Source organism: Endozoicomonas sp. 4G (assembly GCF_023822025.1).
Taxonomy (GTDB): domain Bacteria; phylum Pseudomonadota; class Gammaproteobacteria; order Pseudomonadales; family Endozoicomonadaceae; genus Endozoicomonas_A.
Window position 1 is genome coordinate 2,925,979 of sequence record NZ_CP082909.1, and the last position, 17,524, is coordinate 2,943,502.

The following is a 17,524-nucleotide window of genomic DNA, read 5'->3' on the forward strand; positions in this document are numbered from 1 at the left end:
AAAATTGAGGATGAAAATTCGGTTTTGTGAGGAGAATAGCGAGCTATTTGACGAACAAAAGCGGATTTTCAGACCAATTTGCTGCCGCCGCACGACTGCATGGATGCAGGAGCTAGAGCAACGCAGGAGCAGTTGCCGGTAGGGCAGCTATTCTCGGTCAGGCTCCTAGGGCTGGTGCATGATTTCTTCGCTGTTCTGAGGATATCAGCAAAGCCCCCAGACAACCTGCCAGGCCACCGATCATCAGATACAATGCAGGAGCGGCCTGCAACTGCGTAACTCGAATCAAACCCATTGAGATAACCGGGCCAAAGCCAGCAAAAACCGTGGCCGCTACATTGTAAACACAAGCCATTCCGGTAAAACGAATGCCTGTTGGAAAGGCCGATACCAGTAGCAAAAGGGAAATACCATCGATACTCCCCCAAAGGATGGCTCCTGTGAGAGCCGTCACCAACAGATTCGCGTTGCCAGAAGCGTACCAATGAAAAAGTGGCCAGGCCGTCACAAAAATCAGAAAGGATGATCCCAGCATCAGGTAGCGCCTGTCCAGACGATCAGACAGCCAGCCCATAAGCAGGCACACAGGCACTCCGGCAAACATGCTGAGCCCGTTGGCCAATGCCACCTCCCGGGCCGAATAGTCGAGCAATCGTGTCAGATAGCCAGGGATAAACAAAACCAACACTGTCACAGCGATCAACACTGGCATAACCAGCAGCAACCCGGTAAAAATTTGTGACCTGTATTGTGTTAACAGGGTGCGCAAAGGCAGTTTCTCGACTTCACCACGCGCCACCAGCACTCTGAAAGCTTCCGGCTCAACAAAACGTCTTCTGACGATATAACTGACAGCCCCTAGAGATCCTCCCAGTAAGAAGGGCACCCGCCAACCCCAATCAACCATCTGCTCCATCGTCAACAGATGTATCAGAACCCCATGCAGGCTGACCCCCAGCAGAGTTCCGGCCAGAGTCGCCGCCCCCAGGATACTGACAGCAAAGCCCTGTGTTCGGGCAGGGACGATTTCATAGAGATAAGTAAAAGCACCAGACAACTCACCGGCAAATGAAAACCCCTGAAAAAACCGGAAAACAGCCAGCAGAACCGGTGCCAGCAGACCCCACTGAGCGTAACCGGGTAGCAAGCCAATCAATAATGTTGAGACAGCCATTAGCAGAATGGTGACTGTAAAACTGGCTTTACGGCTATAGCGATCCCCCCAGTGACTGAAGGCAATAGCGCCAAGCGGTCTGGAAATATACCCAAATGCAAATGTGACAAAGGTATTGATGAGTGAACTGGTGGTATCAGAGGCAGGAAAGAAAACCAGAGAAATGTAAGCCGCCATGTGCGCATAAACGGTGAAGTCGTAGGCTTCGAGGAGTCCACCCAGGGATGTAATCGCTACTACTTTTCTTTGGGGCAAAGCCATGGCTACCTCTTGGAAAAATCAATCAATAAATAACTGAGTCCGATCGCAACGTGCCTACAAAATAAGATCAGATAAAACTCTATCCGTTCCCGGTGCAAGATTGATCAGTTCGTCATGATCATAGACAGCTGCCTGAGACGTAAGGTGGGAGGAAGGAAGTCGTGACAACCCACTGAAATAGCCGCCTCTATCAACTGGGTGATAGAGTGCACACCAAACTTTTTCTTCAAATGCTCAATGTGTGACCGGATGGTGTTTTCAGACAGCGACAGAATGCCTGCAATCTGCTTAATCTGTTGATTACAAATCAGGAAAAACAATACCTCTGACTCCCTGGGGCTCAGGCTCGGCATCGCCCCTATCCGGAATGAGGACTGACCCCTGGCCCGACCATCCAGCTTCATCAGGCAGCGGATATTCATGGCCGCTTTCATCCATGACTGTGTCACTGAATAGCCGTGACTCAGCACCCCATCTACCTGTTGCAGACTGTTGTAATGAGGTTTCTTCCTGGAAACGTAGGCAAACCAGCCACTCCCCCCCGGATGCACGTTCAGGACAGTAATTTCTTTTTTTTCCCTGATACAAATGTTGTTCTGCTCAACAATCTGTTCAGAACAACGAGCGAATATAGGCGCTGGAATGTCTGTAAACCGCTTGCCACAGATTTTATAGTGTTGTGGAAGACCGTACAGCCAGAGAGAGTGCTCATTCATATAAAACGCTCTGGCGTGGCAATCGTGCACACCCCAGGCCTGAACCCGGTCGTGTGTCATAAAGTGCATAAAGTCACTGGAGAGCTCTGGCACAGAGGGTACACTATCAATACAGGTCATCTTGTTATCGCAATCGGTATGACTAAATTCACCAAGTTTGCTCCTGCCCACCACGGCCAAATATCCCAGTCCATTCTTATAACTCAAGGCAAACTTAACCCAAATGTTCATGACCTTATTTCCGGTCACCCCGCACAATGAAAATGATGCATTCGGGCATTTTCACGGCAAAGAATGAACAAGCATAGACCAATATTGACCATATTGAATAAACTACCACCACCAAGTCTAAAGACTTGGTGGTGGTTTTACAGAGCAAGCTCTGTGTAGGCCGGTTTCCGACCCCAACTCATTTAACGCCCAGATTAAATTAACCCGTGCGGCAGCAATATCCCGATCTTCATTGCAACCACAGACTTCGCATTGATGCACCCGTTCTTTCAGTGTCTTTTTCTTCACTGACCAGCATACAGGGCAACGCTGCGAGGGTTTAAGTTTCCTTGTAGGTGTCTCTATGAATAGCCCACCAGTTTCCTTCACTTTGTAGGCGATCATAGCCAGCAAGGTCGCTGGCGCAGTGTCTAAAATCTCACGGTTTAAACCTGCTTTCTGTTTTACGTTTTTCCCGGGCTTCTCTGATGTACCTTTTGCACTGCCGGTCATATTCTTGACCTGCAATTTCTCAGTCGCTACAAGAGCGTATTGCGAGGCTACTTGAGCCGATAATTGATGATGTTCATGGTTGCGCCGGTTAGCTGCTTTCCGGTGATGAGTGGACAGCTTCTTGCAGGCTTTCTTCCATCGGTTCGAGCCTTTTTTCTTTCTGCTGACCGCTTGCTTCAGAGCCTTTAGTTTTTCTCTTTCCTGCTGAAACCAACGGGGATTATCAACCTGATAACCGTCGGATTCTGTTGCAACGCTGAGAAGCTTGTTTACTCCCCAGTCAAGGCCGCAAGCCTTACCACTAGTCGGTTCTCTTAATACACCATTGCATTCCATCGTGAGGCTGATAAGCCACTCTCCCCGACGATGCAAAAGCTCCATGCTTTTAATCTTGCCTGCAACTCTGGCTTTGCCGCGACAACGTATGTGACCAACACCCGTCAGTCTCAATCGTCCATGCTTCCAATCCTCTCCAGGAGTGAACCGCCAACCATCACCGTGCGAGCTAAAGCCGATGCCCGGATAACGCTTGTGGGATTTGAAGCGGGGGAACCCTGGTTCTTTTTCACCTGAGTTGACACGACGAAAGAAGACTGAGAAAGCTTTATCCAGTCGTCTTAGAGTGACCTGAAGGCTGCTGTAATTGAGTGTTGCAAACTCCGGTATTTCTTCACGAATCACCTTGATCTGCGGTTGCTGGTCTTTGTTCTTAATGGATATACGGCACTTCCGGTATGCCTCTATTCGCTCCTGAAGTGCTGCATTATAAAACTCACAATGCAACCGCAAAGCGTGATTCAGGGCTTCGGCCTGCTGCTTTGTGGGATATAGTTTGTAAGTTGCTTTGCGTAGTTCCATATCTCTATTATACAATTAGTTACTATGACTACATCAAGTATTAAAACCCTAAATCACTGCACTTATGCACTTTCATACCATTTGGTTCTTGTTACCAGGTACCGCCGCAGAGTATTGTCTGATGCAATGGTTAAACGCTTCAAAGAAATGGCAAAAGTGCGTTGTGAGGCTTGGGGAGGGGAGTTGATAGAGTGTGAGTCGGACAACTGTGATCATGTTCATTTATTGATAGAACTGCCGCCAACTGCTGCACTGTCGGATTTTGTTAATGCTTTGAAGACGGGAACAAGCCGGATCTTACGAAAAGAGTTCGGTGAACAGTTGTCGAGGTTTTATACAAAGCCCGTTTTATGGTCGAGGTCTTATTTTGTGAGCATTACAGGTGGTGCAAATATCGACACCGTCAAGAATTACGTTGCGTCCCAGGGGCAAGGCTAGGAGCCTGACCGAGAATAGCGCCCGTATCGAGGACGGCAGAAAATTGAGGATAAAAATTCGGTTTTGTGAGGAGAATAGCTAGCTATTTGACGAACAAAAGCGGATTTTCAGACCAATTTGCTGTCGCCGCACGACTGCATGGATGCAGGAGCTAGAGCAACGCAGGAGCAGTTGCCGCGTAGGGTAGCTATTCTCGGTCAGGCTCCTAGCGCCTTGCTCGCTATCCCCCTCCACCCTATTGCTTCGCAAAAGGATGGAGAACCCCGCGATTAACGTTGGACAGATAAAAATAGAGTGTCTAAGCTCCCAGCTAATCCGAACATTTAAACAAGATGTTGTGGCTCCCAATAACCTTTTATGCGCTTTGCATCCTTTATAAAGATTCTTTCAAGCCTGCTTTTAGCCTTGGCATTGTCTTTTTGTCCTGCTCTTTGTGCAGCGAATGATGAGACCGGGGCAGATAGCCTGTTGCCCTACGATTCTCAGGAGCATACGGTCACGGACTACATAAAGTCATCAGGAGCCCGCGTTAAAGTCACAAAATTCATGAAAGGTTACTCCCTGACCACCTCTAAAAAAATATCCGTCTCCGTAAACCCCCTTGGCAAGTCCATGCGGGGGAGTCAGCCAATACACAAAATTGAGTCAAAAGTCCGCTTTCAAAGTGAAGAATCTGATTTTCTTTACTACACACTCAGAGGGGCTTTATTACAAGAGAGTTTATTCCATCTGGTTTTAATTACAGACCCGGAAGATTCCTCAAAATTGTACCTTGGTTACTACAAAGAGGATGAAAACAGTGTTATTGATACCAATGTTTCAAGTTCAACGGATGCGCTCATCTATTTGCAGGACGTTTTAAATAAGACTCATTTGACGTCCCATAGTACCATCAGGTCGCGGCGCCTGGTGTCAAAAGAGCATGAGCTTAAGCCCTTCAAATCTATCCTGACTCTGGAAAAAGAGTTAGATTATTCAATCGAAGTCGTCTGGAAATCAAGAGCTGCCGTAACGTCGGTTGCCACGCCTGACACCTCAGCAGCCATTCCCGAAAATGTCGGCACACAGATTGTTGTCAAAGATAAAGAGGGCATAAGTCTGGCGGCATTAAATCTTGACCTTGAGCCAAGTTACTTTTCGTTCAGTGATAAAAACGGATATTTGCTGGAGTACAAGATTGATGGGACCGGGATTCATCGGCTCACTAAAATTCATACCGACACTGAATATAAAGACGGAGGTAAAACTGTTTCCCGCTCAGGACCTGACACTAGCTTCATTATCATAGCTGCCGTGATGATTGTTGGGGTTGGGTTAGCCTTCGCTACTTTGTACGCATTAGCAGACTGCTGGGCAGATCGTTTAGAGAGAAGACTTTACGAAAACCCATGAGTTTGATACCCGTGCAAGAGATCACATTTTAAAAAAATAACCACGAGTATTATTTATGCAATCTACGAGCTCTTTAATTGGACAGGTAAAAATATGCTGTCTAAGCTTTCTGCTGGTCTGAACATACGGATCTGCTATGTCCGGCGAATAAATTTTTCTTTTGGTTTTAACCTCTTCAAGTGGTTTACATAGATTTATGAAGATACTTTCAAGCCTGCTTTTGGCCTTGGTGCTCCCTTTTTGCTGTTCTCTTTGGGCTGAGAATGATCAGATCAGAGCAGATAGTCTGTTGCCATACGATCCTCAGGAGTACGACGCTCTTGAAGAAGGTGGTGTTGTTTCTGAAAGGAATAGAAGGGAAGCGCGAAGAGGCAGCAGCTCCTCAGGGGGCGGTTCGAAAGGAAGCGGTTCAAAAGGAAGTGCCAACAAATGGGGCGGTCACAGGTGGGGCGGTAACAAAGGAGGCGGTCATAGAGGAAGCGTTCGTAAGGTGACAAACTACATAAAATCATTAGCATCAGGCGCCAGAGTCAAACTCACAAAATTCATGAAAGGCTACTCCCTGACCACCTCTAAAAAAATATCCGTCTCTGTAAACCCGCTTGGCAGATCCCTGCGAGGGACTCAGCCAATCAACAAAATCGAGTCAAAAGTCCGATTTCAAAGTAAAGAGTCTGGTTTCCTTTACTACACACTCAGGGGATATTTATTAAGGGAGGCTTTGTTCCATCTGGTTTTAATTGGAGACCCGGAAGATTCCTCAAGATTGTATCTTGGTTACTATGAAGAGGATGAAGACAGTGTTATTGATACAGCCATTTCCAGATCAACGGCTCCGCCTGTCTATTTGCAGGATGTTTTAAATAAATCTGACACGCCGGTTCCCAATGGTGCTAACACCAATAGCACGGCTCTGCCACCTCAGTCTTCAAACGACACATTTATAAATGCTAATTTAACTTCCCATAATACCACCGGGTCACAGGGTTTGATGCCAAAAAGAGGTGAGCGTAAGCCCTTCAAACCCATTCTAAGTTTGGAAAAAGATCAGGATTATTCAATCGAAGTCGCCTGGAAATCAAAGTCTGAAATAACGTCGGTTGCCATGTCTGACACCAGTACAATGACGTATGCAACCATTAACCCTTCACCGACCCAGTCTTTATCACCACACTCTTCATCAATAGCCTCTTCGACGAGACAAATACTGCCAGACGCCTCAGCGGCCATTCCTGAAAATGTCGGCACACAGATTATTATCAAAGATAAAGCAGGGATGACTCTGGCAACATTAAATCTTGACCTGGAGCCGAGTTACTTTTCGTTCAGTGATGAAAACGGATATTTGCTGGAGTACAGAATTGATGGAAGCGAGATTCATCAGCTCACTAAAATTCATACCGAAACTGAATATGAGTACGGAGGTAGAAATGTTCCCCCCACTAAAAGTGATGACCTTACCAATTCTATAATCATGGTTGCAACGATACCTTTTGGGACTGCAGTAGTCTTATTGGGTATGGTGGCATTAGTAGTTTATTGTCCGTATCATCGATCGCCGAAAGGTTACGAAAACCCCTGAGTTTTTTTATAAACTTCTCTTTTTTCCAGTTGCAAAATCTATGGCAGCTTCCACTGCAATAGCCTTTTCAACGACAATTAACAGATAGTTTGGTGCAGGGAAGCACCGGTATTCACCAACACTAAGTGCAACCTGAAATAAACACGAGTACCATTCATGCAATACACAAGTAATTTAATAAAACTTTCAACCCTGCTTTTCGCCTTAGTACTCCCTTTTTGTTCTTCTCTTTGGGCTGAGAATGTCTCCTTGACCACCTCTAAAAAAATATCTGTCTCCGTGAACCCGCTGGGTAAATCCATGCGAGGGAGTCAATCAATAAACAAAATTGAGTCAAAAGTCCGATTTCAAGGTAAAGAGTCTGATTTTCTTTATTACACACTCAGGGGCGATTCATTACGGGAGGCTTTGTTCCATCTGGTTTTAATTGAAGACCCGGGCGACTCCTCAAAATTGTATCTTGGTTACTATGAAGAGGATGAAGACAGTGTTATTGATACAGCTGTTTTCAGCGCAACGGCTGCGCCCACTTATTTGCATGACGTTTTAAATAAGACTGACACGACAGTTTCCAATGCTAATGCCACCGGGTCGCCGGATTTGATACCCAAAAGACGCAAGCTTAAGCTCTTCAAACCCATTCTAAGTTTGGAAAAAGAGCAGGATTATTCAATCGAATTCGTCTGGAAATCAAAGTCTGAAATAACCTCTGTTGCCATGTCCGACACCAGTACAATGACGTATGCAACCATCAACCCTTCACCAACCCGGTCTTTATCACCAGAGTCTTCATCAATAGCCGCTTCGACCAGACAAATACCGCCAGACGCCTCAGCGGCCATTCCTGAAAGTGTCGGCACACAGATTATTGTCAAAGATAAAGAGGGGATAACTCTGGCAACATTAAATCTTGACCTGGAGCCGAGTTACTTTTCGTTCAGTGATGAAAACGGATATTTACTAGAGTACAGAATTGATGTAGGCGGGATTCATCAGCTCACTAAAACTCATAATGAAGCTGAACATGAGAACGAAGACAAAATAGGTTCCTCTCAAGAAGAATATGACACTAACGGTCGTATAATCGTAATCTTAGTTTCCGTGATAGTTTCTGTGTGTGTGCTCACCCACATCACCGTATCAATGGCAGAATATTATGAGAAGAATCGGATGACGAGGCTTAACGGAAACCGGAGCTCACATATGATGAGAGTGATCATTATCAATTAGATGCACAAAGCAATAGCTTTGCCGCATCATGAGTTGATCATGGGAGTGCTCTGATTGGACAGCTAGAAATATGCTGTCTAAGCTTTCCGCTAGTCCGAGCACCCGAACAAGCTGTTGTGTCCGGGAGATAACTTCTTCTTTTGGTTTTTAACTTCTTCAGGTGGTTTGCATCGTTTATGAAGATACTTTCAAGCCTGCTTTTCGCCCTGATGCTCCCTTTTTGCTCTTCTCTTTGGGCTGAGAATGTCACCCTGACAACCCCTAAAAAAATATCTTTCTCCATAAACCCGCTGGGTAAGCCCTTGCGATCCAGGGATGAAAACGGATCTTTGCTGGAGTACAGAATGGATGAGGACGGGATTCATCAGCTCACTAAAACTTATAATGAAACTGAACATGAGAACGAAGATACAATGGTTCCCTCTCAAGAAGAGTCTGACACTACCAATTCTACAGCCGCAATCGTAGGTTGCACGGTAGTTTTTATGTGTGTGCTCACCTGCGTCGCTATATACACAGTAGCAGAACCTTATAAGAGGTATCGGATAGCAAGGCTTAACAGAAACCCGAGCTTATACATCAGAATAATCATTACCCATTAGGTGCGAAAGCTAAAGACCGTGCCAACCACCCTTCGTCCGTTCACCCTGAGCGGAGTCGAAGGGCGCTCAGGGTGAACGGAACCCGTCACTTTCTACCTTTAGCCATCAACAATAAACGCAACCTCAAAGCGTGCAGCGATTCAGGGCGATCGGAGTCTTTGAAAAAATTCACCGAGTAATTTCGTTCATCCTCCCCACGAAATCTCAGGCATATCAACCAGGGCAATACCAGCCATTCTCCCTTAGGCATACCAGGCTGCCAACCTTTACAGGTCTTGATGAACCATCGATCTTTATACCAGCGTATAGCCAGCACACTGCCATCAAGGCTCTTTTTTAGCCGCAGCAGATAATAATGAATGGCAGAGGCAGTCAGACCTGTAAACAATAACAAGGTATACAGAAAATCAAGAGAGGTGAAAAACAATGCCAGGCTGGCAAACAGATAACAGAGGGCAGCCAGTATTAAGTGGCGAACAGACCGACCTGCCCGCACTTCAATCATCGGATTATTGGGCGCCGCAGGCATCCTTCAAACCGCTATCCAAACCACTATCCAAACCACTACGGGCAAACTGCAGAACCTTATCCACCATGCTCGCCAGCCCGGGATCCTGAGGACGCCCCTCGCCCATAAACCAGGCAAACAGATCCGGATCTTCACAATCAATCAATGTCAGATAGACCGACTGATCCTGCGCAGACAGTTTTTTAAAAGCCTGGTTGGTAAAGGGCTCAAGCAAGACATCCAGCTCCAGCATACCGCGTCGACTGTGCCACTGCAGGCGTCTGAAGTCATCAGCGCTCAACATTATCCAAATACTCCCTTGATTAAACAGAAAGTCTTGTTACAAGACCCGAGGGAAACTGCCTGAAAGCAGACAGCGACGAGCATTATACGGTTTAGTTAACGCCCTGAATACTCTATATTATGCCCACCAGCATTATGACGACCAACGTCGACCCGCCCTTGCCTGTATCCATTGCCAGCCAGCAGGGATACTGAAATCAGAGCACAGTTCAGAACGAAACATTGTAGGAATGGATCATGACTAACGATCGAGAAGAAAGATGCCAACGGTTTTTTACTGAGCGGGGCGCTCGCTATGAAAACGGCAAACTGCTTGACTTCGGTGAAGACTCTTCAACCCCTGAACCGGAAAGCCCGACATTATCGGTGCTGGATCAAAAAGCCCTGTTACAGGTTTCTGGCCCGGACAGCCTGAAGTTTCTCCAGGGACAGCTCACCTGCAATCTTGATACCCTTTCGACGGAGCAGTTTTCAGGGGGGGCGGCCTGCACTCCCAAAGGCAGAATGTTCACCAGCTTCACACTGCTCAAAGCCAGTGAAGAGCAATTCATGATGGCCATGCATCGGGGATTGATTGAGAGCACCCAGACTTCCCTTGGCAAATACGCTGTGTTTTATAAAACTGAACTGACCCCCGACCAAAACTACATTTGCCTGGGACTCTCTGGAAAGGCTGTTGAAGAGAAGATTGCCAGTCTGTTTAATGACGTTCCCAATGACAACAGCGCCCTGAATATTGATCAGCAGGGTTGGCTTCTGAACCTCTCCGGGGCAGTCAATCGTTTTGAACTCTGGATTACCCTTGAGCATCTGGCAACACTCTGGGATAAACTCACAAAGCAATTCACGCCCGCAGGGCATCAGCACTGGCAGCTGCTGGATTGCCTCGCCGTTGAGCCTAACCTGTCACCGGAGATTGCAAATAATTACATTCCACAGCATCTTAATCTGTCCTCACTAAAAAGTGTCAGCTTCAGAAAAGGCTGCTACACCGGCCAGGAAATTGTTGCCCGCATGCAAAACCTCGGACAACTAAAAAGTCGTTGCTATCGCCTCAGCTCAGACCAGCCGCTGACACTTGTACCTGATACACGCCTGTTCAATAGTGCAGGCAAAGCGATAGGTGAAGTGATTGCGAGTGTACAAACCCAGCAGACAACTGAAGTACTGGCAGTGATTCGTGTTGAATCTGCTGAAGACAATGATGTTCGACTGGACGGAGAGGAAGGACTAAAACTCAATTGCCAGCCACTGCCCTATAAAATAGATCCCAAACAGGAGCTGCAATTTTAAAGGGCCAACAGCCAGACGAGAATCTTCATACACGACCCCTGTCGGGCTGCCTGCACTACCGCAGGTCAGGCTCCCAGTTCTGACTGAAGGTTCTCGAGAATCCGCTCCGCCTCTTCAAAGTCATAGAATCGAATGCACTTCTGCAACCCTTCCAGCGTCTGTTTATCCACCTTGTCGGCCAGTCCACCCACCAGTTCAGAAACAGACTCAGAGGCTGACACATCCCCTTCCTGAAGCTGCGTGATCATGGAACTCATAAGGTAGGACAGGCGCTCAATCTCGACCATACCTTCGCCTACGATTTCTTCTTCCGGATGCTTGTCAACCAGCTGTTCAAGACCGTCCATCACCTCATTAAAGGCCTGTTCAAAACTATCTATCAACGCTTTTGAGGGCAAATCGCTCCGGGCTCTCAAGGCAGCTTCTAATCGAGCCGCGGTAATATGCAGTTGTTCTGCTCCAAGAGTACCTCCGGCGCCCTTGACACCATGAACAACAAAACTGGCACCTTCCCAATCCCGCTTATCCAGACAGTCAAACAGCTTCTGCAAGTCGTCCTTCTGATCCAGATAAAAGTTGACCAGCAACTGGCGGTATAAACCGATATTCCCACTCACCCGGTTCAGGCCATTGTGGAGATGAATGCCTGCCAATCTCTCCAGCTCGTCTGTGAACTCTTTCTGCTCAGACTCTCCGGTTACCTCAGAAGTTAATGGCACACTTTCTTTGGAGACCTGAAGCCAGTGAGCGACCATTTCTTGCAGCTCAGCAGGATTCAACGGTTTGGATATATGATCATTCATACCCGCCTGCAAACAACGTTCACGATCGCCAGTCATAGCATGGGCCGTCATGGCAATAATCGGCAGGTCGTTATTACCAATGTTTTGTCGTATTATTTTGGTCGCCTGGTAGCCATCCATCTGGGGCATCTGGATATCCATAAAGACCAGGTCAAAGGCTTTGGATTCAAGAATATCGACGGCCTCCTGACCATTATCAGCCAGCGTTACCGTCAGTCCTGTACCTTCCAGCAATTCAAGGGCGACCTGCTGATTAATTGCATTATCTTCTACCAGCAGAATCTCACCATTGAGCGTCTGCTTTCTGGCAACACTGTCGACCTTCTTACTGCCATCACCCGAGCTTTTGTAATTCAGGGTGCGCAGCATGGTTTCCACCAACACAGGGCTGCTGGCCGGCTTGATCAGGAAAGCATCCACCTTGCCAGAAGCCCTGGCCATCACCTCTTCACGACCGTAGGCCGAAATCATGATCAATATCGGTACAGAAGCAAGGTTCAGCGCCCTGATCTGCTCTGCCAGTTCAATACCATCGGTCTCAGGCATGCGCCAGTCCAGCAGCGTAACAGCCACCGGATTGTCCGACGAGTCAAGATTGTGCTCCCTCAGGATATTCAGAGCCGTGACACTGTCCCCGGCTTCCAAAGCTTCACAACCAAAACCAGCGAGCTGGCTGACCAGAACCTGTCGAGCTTCCTCAGTGTCATCGACGACCAACACCCGGGTACCCACCAGCGACTGGTCAGTAAGCCCGAAGGACTCACCCAGACCCAGCTCAACGTCAAAACGGAAGGTACTGCCCCGATCAATTTCAGACTCTACCTCGATATCACCGCTCATCATATTGACCAGACTTCGACAGATAGCCAAACCCAGACCCGTACCACCAAACTTGCGGGTAGTAGAGCCATCAATCTGAGAAAACGACTCAAACAGTCTAGCCTGATGCTCACGACTGATACCTATGCCCGTATCGCGAACCTCAAAACAGATTCTGGCTGTTTTTGAATTAAGCGACATCAGGCTTGCTATTATTCTGACCGTCCCGTGATGGGTGAACTTCACGGCATTATGAATCAGGTTAATCAATACCTGCCCAAGGCGAAGAGGGTCACCTTTAAGGCGGCGTGGAATCTCCGGGGCAATGTCATAACTGAGCGCAATCCCCTTCTCTTCTGCCTTTACATTGGTGATGTCATAAACATTGTCAAAAACATCCCCCAGGTCAAAATCAATGGTCTCCATATTGAGCTTTCCGGCTTCAATTCTGGAAAAATCAAGAATGTCGTTAATGATGCCTAACAGGGCATGGGCAGAAGACTGGATCTTATCGACATAATCCTGCTGCTTGTTGGACATTTCTGTCTGCAGCACCAGGTGGCTCAGACCAATAATGGCATTCATTGGCGTGCGGATTTCATGGCTCATATTGGCCAGGAAGTTACTTTTCGCCAGGTTGGCCTGATCGGCCGCCTCTTTGGCTTTATGCAGCGTTTCCTCAGCATGTTTACGATCGGTGATGTCACGCCCGGTGGCAGAAAGGTAACCTTCACCTTCGTATTCCATATAGTTGGCCGTCACTTCAACCGGGAAAACCCTGCCGTCATGGGTTTTACGCAGAGTCTCATAAGTCATTGCCTTGCTGATGGTCAGCCGATCCCAGAGCCGCTCCCAGGAAGTCTCAGTAACCGCCGGATTGATGTCCATGATACTGAGCTCCATCATCTGATCGGTGGTATAACCCAGGGCACGACAAGCAGACTCATTGACGTATTTATGGCTGCCATCATGGCGAAACCAGTGAATATGGTCAGAGGCCTGATCCAGGGTGAAGCAGGCCATGGAAAGTTCACGCTCACGCTCTTTCTGCTCAGTAATATCAACCAGGGTACCTACTGCACGAAGTGGGTGGCCTCGACTGTCCCGGAAAACGACCTTACCTTTATTTCTGACCGTTGCGTAACTGCCATCTTTGCGCCTGATACGGTATTCATAGACGAAGGCTTCATCCGAGTGAGCAAACTGGTCGTTAAAGAAGTCAATGGTAGCAATCTTGTCATCCGGGTGAATAAGACGACGCCAGACGCCCAAAGTATTGGTTAGCTCGCCAGTCTCATAACCCAGCATACGTTGATACCGGGGACTGAAATAGATACATTCGTTGACGATATCCCAGTCCCAGAGACCATCGGAAGCGGCATCCATTGCCAGCTGATAACGCTCTTCACTGGATCTCAGGGCATCTTCAGACAGTTGTCGTGAACGGGCAACAGCCACCAGCTCACTGGCCCTGCGCAGGAGATCCACCTCATCACTCAGCAGTTCGTCTTCGGTCTGACGATTAAGGAATACAACCCCACCCGTCTCTTCACCGAATAACGTCATGGCAAAATGAATACCTGTTATCACCCCGTCCTTACTGAGACTCTGCAAATAGTCACTTTTGCCGGGCTGCTTATCATCAACATTCAGCGTAAGCGCAGCGATACCTTCTGCAGCTATACCTTCTCCTGAAGGCTGACTTTTCTGTTTGATGATATCCCGGAGCAGCTCACTCAAGTGATCCATTTTCAGCGAGTTACTGTTGGACCAGCCATGCTCAATAGCGGCATGACCATTCGTCTTCGAATAAACCAAAGCCAAATCGTAACTCAGAAAGACCGCCAGCTTACGAAGGAAATACTGAACAGCCTCTCCAAGCGGTTTGTTAATGAGCTTTCTGGAAATATTGCTGAGCAAACGATCCAGGTCTGAACGGGCTTTCAACTCTTCTTCGGCACGCTCCCTTTCACCGATTTCCAGAGTCAGCCTGCGATTCCAGTAAATAATCAGGATCAGCGTGACAAGAACCAGCAACAGACCAATGAACAACTCTTTATTAGGCTGCCAGCTCAACTCGGTAATAGAGACCCAGCGACTGTTAATTTGTGCCTTCTCTGTCTCAGTCAGACTGTCAACAGTTTTCTGCAAAATGGAACCCAGCATGGGCCAGTCGTTACGACTGCCAAGGGCATATTCATACTCAAAACCGGCCTCACCTACCACGCGGATATTGGTGACCTTGAGCCGGTCAAGCTCAAAACTGGCTGCCGCAATATCGGCAATCACCGCATCCAGGGCACCACTGGAAACCAGGTTAATACCGCTGCTGAGACTGGCGATGGGCCGGAAATCAATGTCGCCGTTTTTGGCCCTGAAATAATCAAGGGCAGCACTACCGGCTATATAACCGACCGTGCGCCCTTCCAGATCCCGAATATCTTCGATGGTGTTATCCGAGGTTCTGGCCAGAATCACCGAAGGCACTTTGAACAATGGACTGGTAAAGTCCAGATAGCGACTGCGCTCATCTGTCTTCTGTACCATACCGAGCACATCGGTTTCATGACGATAGGCACGACCCAGAGATTCGGTCCAGACTTTGGAGGGGTTAAGGCGGAATGTGAAACCCAGGCGATCCTCAAGAAGACGAATATAATCAACGGCGATGCCCTGATAACTCCCGTCTTCGTCCTGGAAAAGAAATGGCGGATGGTCGGTCTGCACATCAATCTCAATAATACGATTCCGATCCAGCCAGCGACGCTCCGCCTCGGTCAGATCGACGCTGGTAACGCCTTTTCCGAAATACCGGTTGTCGCTGTTAACAATCCAGCGTTCTTCAATCTTCCGGTACTCTTCAGGCGAGATATCTCCCAGCCCTCTATTAACCAGCGCAATCAGATCCTCACTGTTATCCAGGGCCACCCCGGCACCAATCGCTTCATTCATGTTGAAGTATTTGCTGCTGCTGAGTTCGCCGATCAGGCCCAGGGCACCCAAGGTAGACTCAACCACCACAGGTTCTCCCATGAAGGCATCGATATCACCTTTGAACAGGCTCTGAATCAGATCAGTGGTATTATTACCAGTGACCAGCTTGACGCCCGGAAGCCATTTATTAACAAACTCTTCATGACTGGAACTAGCAATCACCCCCAGCTTTTTGCCTTCCAGCTCAGAATCCAGGTCATTCAGTGGATGGCTGCTGCGATAGTAAATTCTTGAATTGAGGCCATAGAAGGGATTGGACATGACCATCCACTCACTGCGGGCCCTGGAGGGAGAAATACTGCCCAGGATATCGGCCTTGCCACTTTTCAACGCCTGAATAATTTCAGCCCGGTCCCCCATTCTAAAGCGAATGGGCGTAGAGGTTTTTTCAGACCATGTCTGCCAGATGTCGACGTACATACCGGCCGGTTTGCCTAATGCATTCACAAAAGACAGAGGGGCTGAAGCCGCTTCCAGGGCAATGACCAGCCTGCCCGAAGTATTACGATCGTAGCCAAGCCAGCGTTCGAATACCAGGCGCCTGCGATCTTCAGGTATCATTTCCATACCACTCTCGATAAGAGACCCCAGGGCAGAACGACTGTTATTGATTCCGGCTACCAGCGAAACCGTACTATCAATAGAAGATTCATGGAGGGAGTAATCGGAGCTGACGCCCCGACTTGCCAGATAATATCCCAGTACATCAGCATTACCGGCAAACAGCGCTACCTTTCTGGAGGCAATGTCATCAATCATCAAACGCTGACTGTCATACTCTTTCAGGTTGGCGTCAGGCAACCCTTTAACGACCTTATCCTTCAGATAGCCCCTGCCCAGAATAGCAACCTGATGCTCCGACAACAGCTCATCAATGGGCTTGGAAGCAATATCGTTGCGGATAAACAACCCCCTGCGACTCTGGAGAATCTCACGGGGCAGAATGCCCTGTTCGGTGGCTTCATCCGCCTCCCCAAGCAGAGCAATGACATCAATCTCGTCGTTTTTAAGTCGATCAATCGCCTGCTGCTGTGTCATGGGATAGAACTGGACAGGTACGCCCACCTGTTCAGACCACTCCCGCCAGAGATCGAGTATCAGGCCGTCGGGTTCACCGGCATCATTGGTGAAAGCCCAGGGCAGGGAATTCGGCGTATAGGCAATCTTGAGGGGTTTGTAATAGCCTGAGTCCGCCCCTGTCCTGTTTTCTGCTGACCAGCCGGGCAACGACAAAGCGCAGAAAAAAAGCAGGCTTACACAGCAAAAAATCAGGCCACGTTTTCTTTTTATTGTGAAAATAGACTGATCTTCGGAGGCCTCCAGGCTGGCCACCAGTTCAGGACTGTTTTCACGCTCAAGGCTGTTTAGAGCGTATGACATAAGAGTTCGTTCTAGATCGTACAGGGCTTAGCCCGAACATTTTACCTGGAATCGCAAGGCATGCTACTGAGGGAAATACGCATTTTCACTCACAGGCTAAAATGAGTAAAGGCACTCCCATTCCGGATCAATTATGGATATCGAAAAACAATCCCAAAAAACCCTTGATGAAAGCAAGAGCAGTATTCTTGAAGCTCAGAACCTGATGGACAAGATGGCTACCCTGCGTGGCAAGCTGAACATCAAGGAAGGCGCTGGTCGGCGCTACCTGCAAAGAATCAAGCCTGATGAAGCCAGCCTGAAAACTGCCGAGAAAGAAATTGCCCGCCAATACACAGGAACCAGCAACAACCCTGAACGGAAGAAAAAGAAACACAAAAACCTGATGAATGCCCTGCACAGAAACGGCAGGGCCTGATTCAGTGTTGACATACCCCGTCAGAACATG

Annotated in this window: 12 protein-coding genes; 6 read left to right on the forward strand and 6 right to left on the reverse strand. The window is 48.1% G+C overall.

Going from position 1 to position 17,524, the window contains the following annotated elements:
* Positions 1-157 precede the first annotated feature (157 nt).
* The 3 genes from K7B67_RS11395 to K7B67_RS11405 all read right to left on the reverse strand — a co-directional run bounded on the left by K7B67_RS11395 (position 158) and on the right by K7B67_RS11405 (position 3,732).
* Positions 158-1,435, reverse strand: a complete 1,278-nt coding sequence (locus K7B67_RS11395) for an MFS transporter (RefSeq protein WP_252180453.1) — start codon at positions 1,433-1,435, stop codon at positions 158-160.
* A 104-nt stretch (positions 1,436-1,539) separates the two neighbouring features.
* Positions 1,540-2,382: a helix-turn-helix transcriptional regulator gene (locus tag K7B67_RS11400; protein WP_252180454.1), complete on the reverse strand. Its 843-nt coding sequence runs from the start codon at positions 2,380-2,382 to the stop codon at positions 1,540-1,542.
* Positions 2,383-2,499: 117 nt separating this feature from the next.
* Positions 2,500-3,732: a transposase gene (locus K7B67_RS11405; protein ID WP_252180455.1), complete on the reverse strand. Its 1,233-nt coding sequence runs from the start codon at positions 3,730-3,732 to the stop codon at positions 2,500-2,502.
* A 795-nt stretch (positions 3,733-4,527) separates the two neighbouring features.
* Between K7B67_RS11405 and K7B67_RS11410 the strand changes: the two genes are divergently transcribed.
* From K7B67_RS11410 to K7B67_RS11425, 4 genes are all read left to right on the forward strand, one after another.
* Positions 4,528-5,562, forward strand: coding sequence for a hypothetical protein (locus K7B67_RS11410; protein WP_252180456.1), 1,035 nt, complete (start codon positions 4,528-4,530; stop codon positions 5,560-5,562).
* Positions 5,563-5,758: 196 nt separating this feature from the next.
* Positions 5,759-7,144, forward strand: a complete 1,386-nt coding sequence (locus tag K7B67_RS11415) for a hypothetical protein (RefSeq protein ID WP_252180457.1) — start codon at positions 5,759-5,761, stop codon at positions 7,142-7,144.
* A gap of 249 nt (positions 7,145-7,393) precedes the next feature.
* On the forward strand, positions 7,394-8,374 hold the full coding sequence (locus tag K7B67_RS11420; RefSeq protein WP_252180458.1) for a hypothetical protein: 981 nt from the start codon (positions 7,394-7,396) through the stop codon (positions 8,372-8,374).
* 176 nt (positions 8,375-8,550) lie between these two features.
* Positions 8,551-8,976, forward strand: a complete 426-nt coding sequence (locus K7B67_RS11425) for a hypothetical protein (RefSeq protein WP_252180459.1) — start codon at positions 8,551-8,553, stop codon at positions 8,974-8,976.
* 85 nt (positions 8,977-9,061) lie between these two features.
* Here K7B67_RS11425 and K7B67_RS11430 read toward each other — a convergent pair whose 3' ends face one another.
* Positions 9,062-9,505, reverse strand: a complete 444-nt coding sequence (locus K7B67_RS11430) for a hypothetical protein (protein ID WP_252180460.1) — start codon at positions 9,503-9,505, stop codon at positions 9,062-9,064.
* On the reverse strand, positions 9,486-9,788 hold the full coding sequence (locus K7B67_RS11435) for a succinate dehydrogenase assembly factor 2 (protein WP_252180461.1): 303 nt from the start codon (positions 9,786-9,788) through the stop codon (positions 9,486-9,488). Before K7B67_RS11435 ends, K7B67_RS11430 begins: the two co-directional genes overlap by 20 nt.
* 236 nt (positions 9,789-10,024) lie before the next feature.
* On the opposite strand from K7B67_RS11435, the gene K7B67_RS11440 reads away from it, so the two are divergent.
* On the forward strand, positions 10,025-11,080 hold the full coding sequence (locus K7B67_RS11440) for a hypothetical protein (protein WP_252180462.1): 1,056 nt from the start codon (positions 10,025-10,027) through the stop codon (positions 11,078-11,080).
* A 65-nt stretch (positions 11,081-11,145) separates the two neighbouring features.
* On the opposite strand, the gene K7B67_RS11445 is transcribed toward K7B67_RS11440, so the two are convergent.
* A complete protein-coding gene (locus K7B67_RS11445) occupies positions 11,146-17,076 on the reverse strand; it encodes a transporter substrate-binding domain-containing protein (RefSeq protein WP_252180463.1) in 5,931 nt (1,976 codons plus the stop codon).
* Between the two features lie 133 nt (positions 17,077-17,209).
* Between K7B67_RS11445 and K7B67_RS11450 the strand changes: the two genes are divergently transcribed.
* Positions 17,210-17,494: a hypothetical protein gene (locus K7B67_RS11450; RefSeq protein WP_252180464.1), complete on the forward strand. Its 285-nt coding sequence runs from the start codon at positions 17,210-17,212 to the stop codon at positions 17,492-17,494.
* Positions 17,495-17,524 lie beyond the last annotated feature (30 nt).

What these genes read in the sequence shown, in the direction of transcription:
- K7B67_RS11410 (WP_252180456.1), top strand. Translation starts at nt 4,528, where the DNA reads ATGCGCTTTGCATCCTTTATAAAGATTCTTTCAAGCCTGCTTTTAGCC.
- K7B67_RS11430 (WP_252180460.1), bottom strand. Translation starts at nt 9,505, where the DNA reads ATGCCTGCGGCGCCCAATAATCCGATGATTGAAGTGCGGGCAGGTCGG.
- K7B67_RS11440 (WP_252180462.1), top strand. Translation starts at nt 10,025, where the DNA reads ATGACTAACGATCGAGAAGAAAGATGCCAACGGTTTTTTACTGAGCGG.
- K7B67_RS11425 (WP_252180459.1), top strand. Translation starts at nt 8,551, where the DNA reads ATGAAGATACTTTCAAGCCTGCTTTTCGCCCTGATGCTCCCTTTTTGC.
- K7B67_RS11415 (WP_252180457.1), top strand. Translation starts at nt 5,759, where the DNA reads ATGAAGATACTTTCAAGCCTGCTTTTGGCCTTGGTGCTCCCTTTTTGC.
- K7B67_RS11395 (WP_252180453.1), bottom strand. Translation starts at nt 1,435, where the DNA reads ATGGCTTTGCCCCAAAGAAAAGTAGTAGCGATTACATCCCTGGGTGGA.
- K7B67_RS11445 (WP_252180463.1), bottom strand. Translation starts at nt 17,076, where the DNA reads ATGTCATACGCTCTAAACAGCCTTGAGCGTGAAAACAGTCCTGAACTG.
- K7B67_RS11400 (WP_252180454.1), bottom strand. Translation starts at nt 2,382, where the DNA reads ATGAACATTTGGGTTAAGTTTGCCTTGAGTTATAAGAATGGACTGGGA.
- K7B67_RS11450 (WP_252180464.1), top strand. Translation starts at nt 17,210, where the DNA reads ATGGATATCGAAAAACAATCCCAAAAAACCCTTGATGAAAGCAAGAGC.
- K7B67_RS11435 (WP_252180461.1), bottom strand. Translation starts at nt 9,788, where the DNA reads ATGTTGAGCGCTGATGACTTCAGACGCCTGCAGTGGCACAGTCGACGC.
- K7B67_RS11405 (WP_252180455.1), bottom strand. Translation starts at nt 3,732, where the DNA reads ATGGAACTACGCAAAGCAACTTACAAACTATATCCCACAAAGCAGCAG.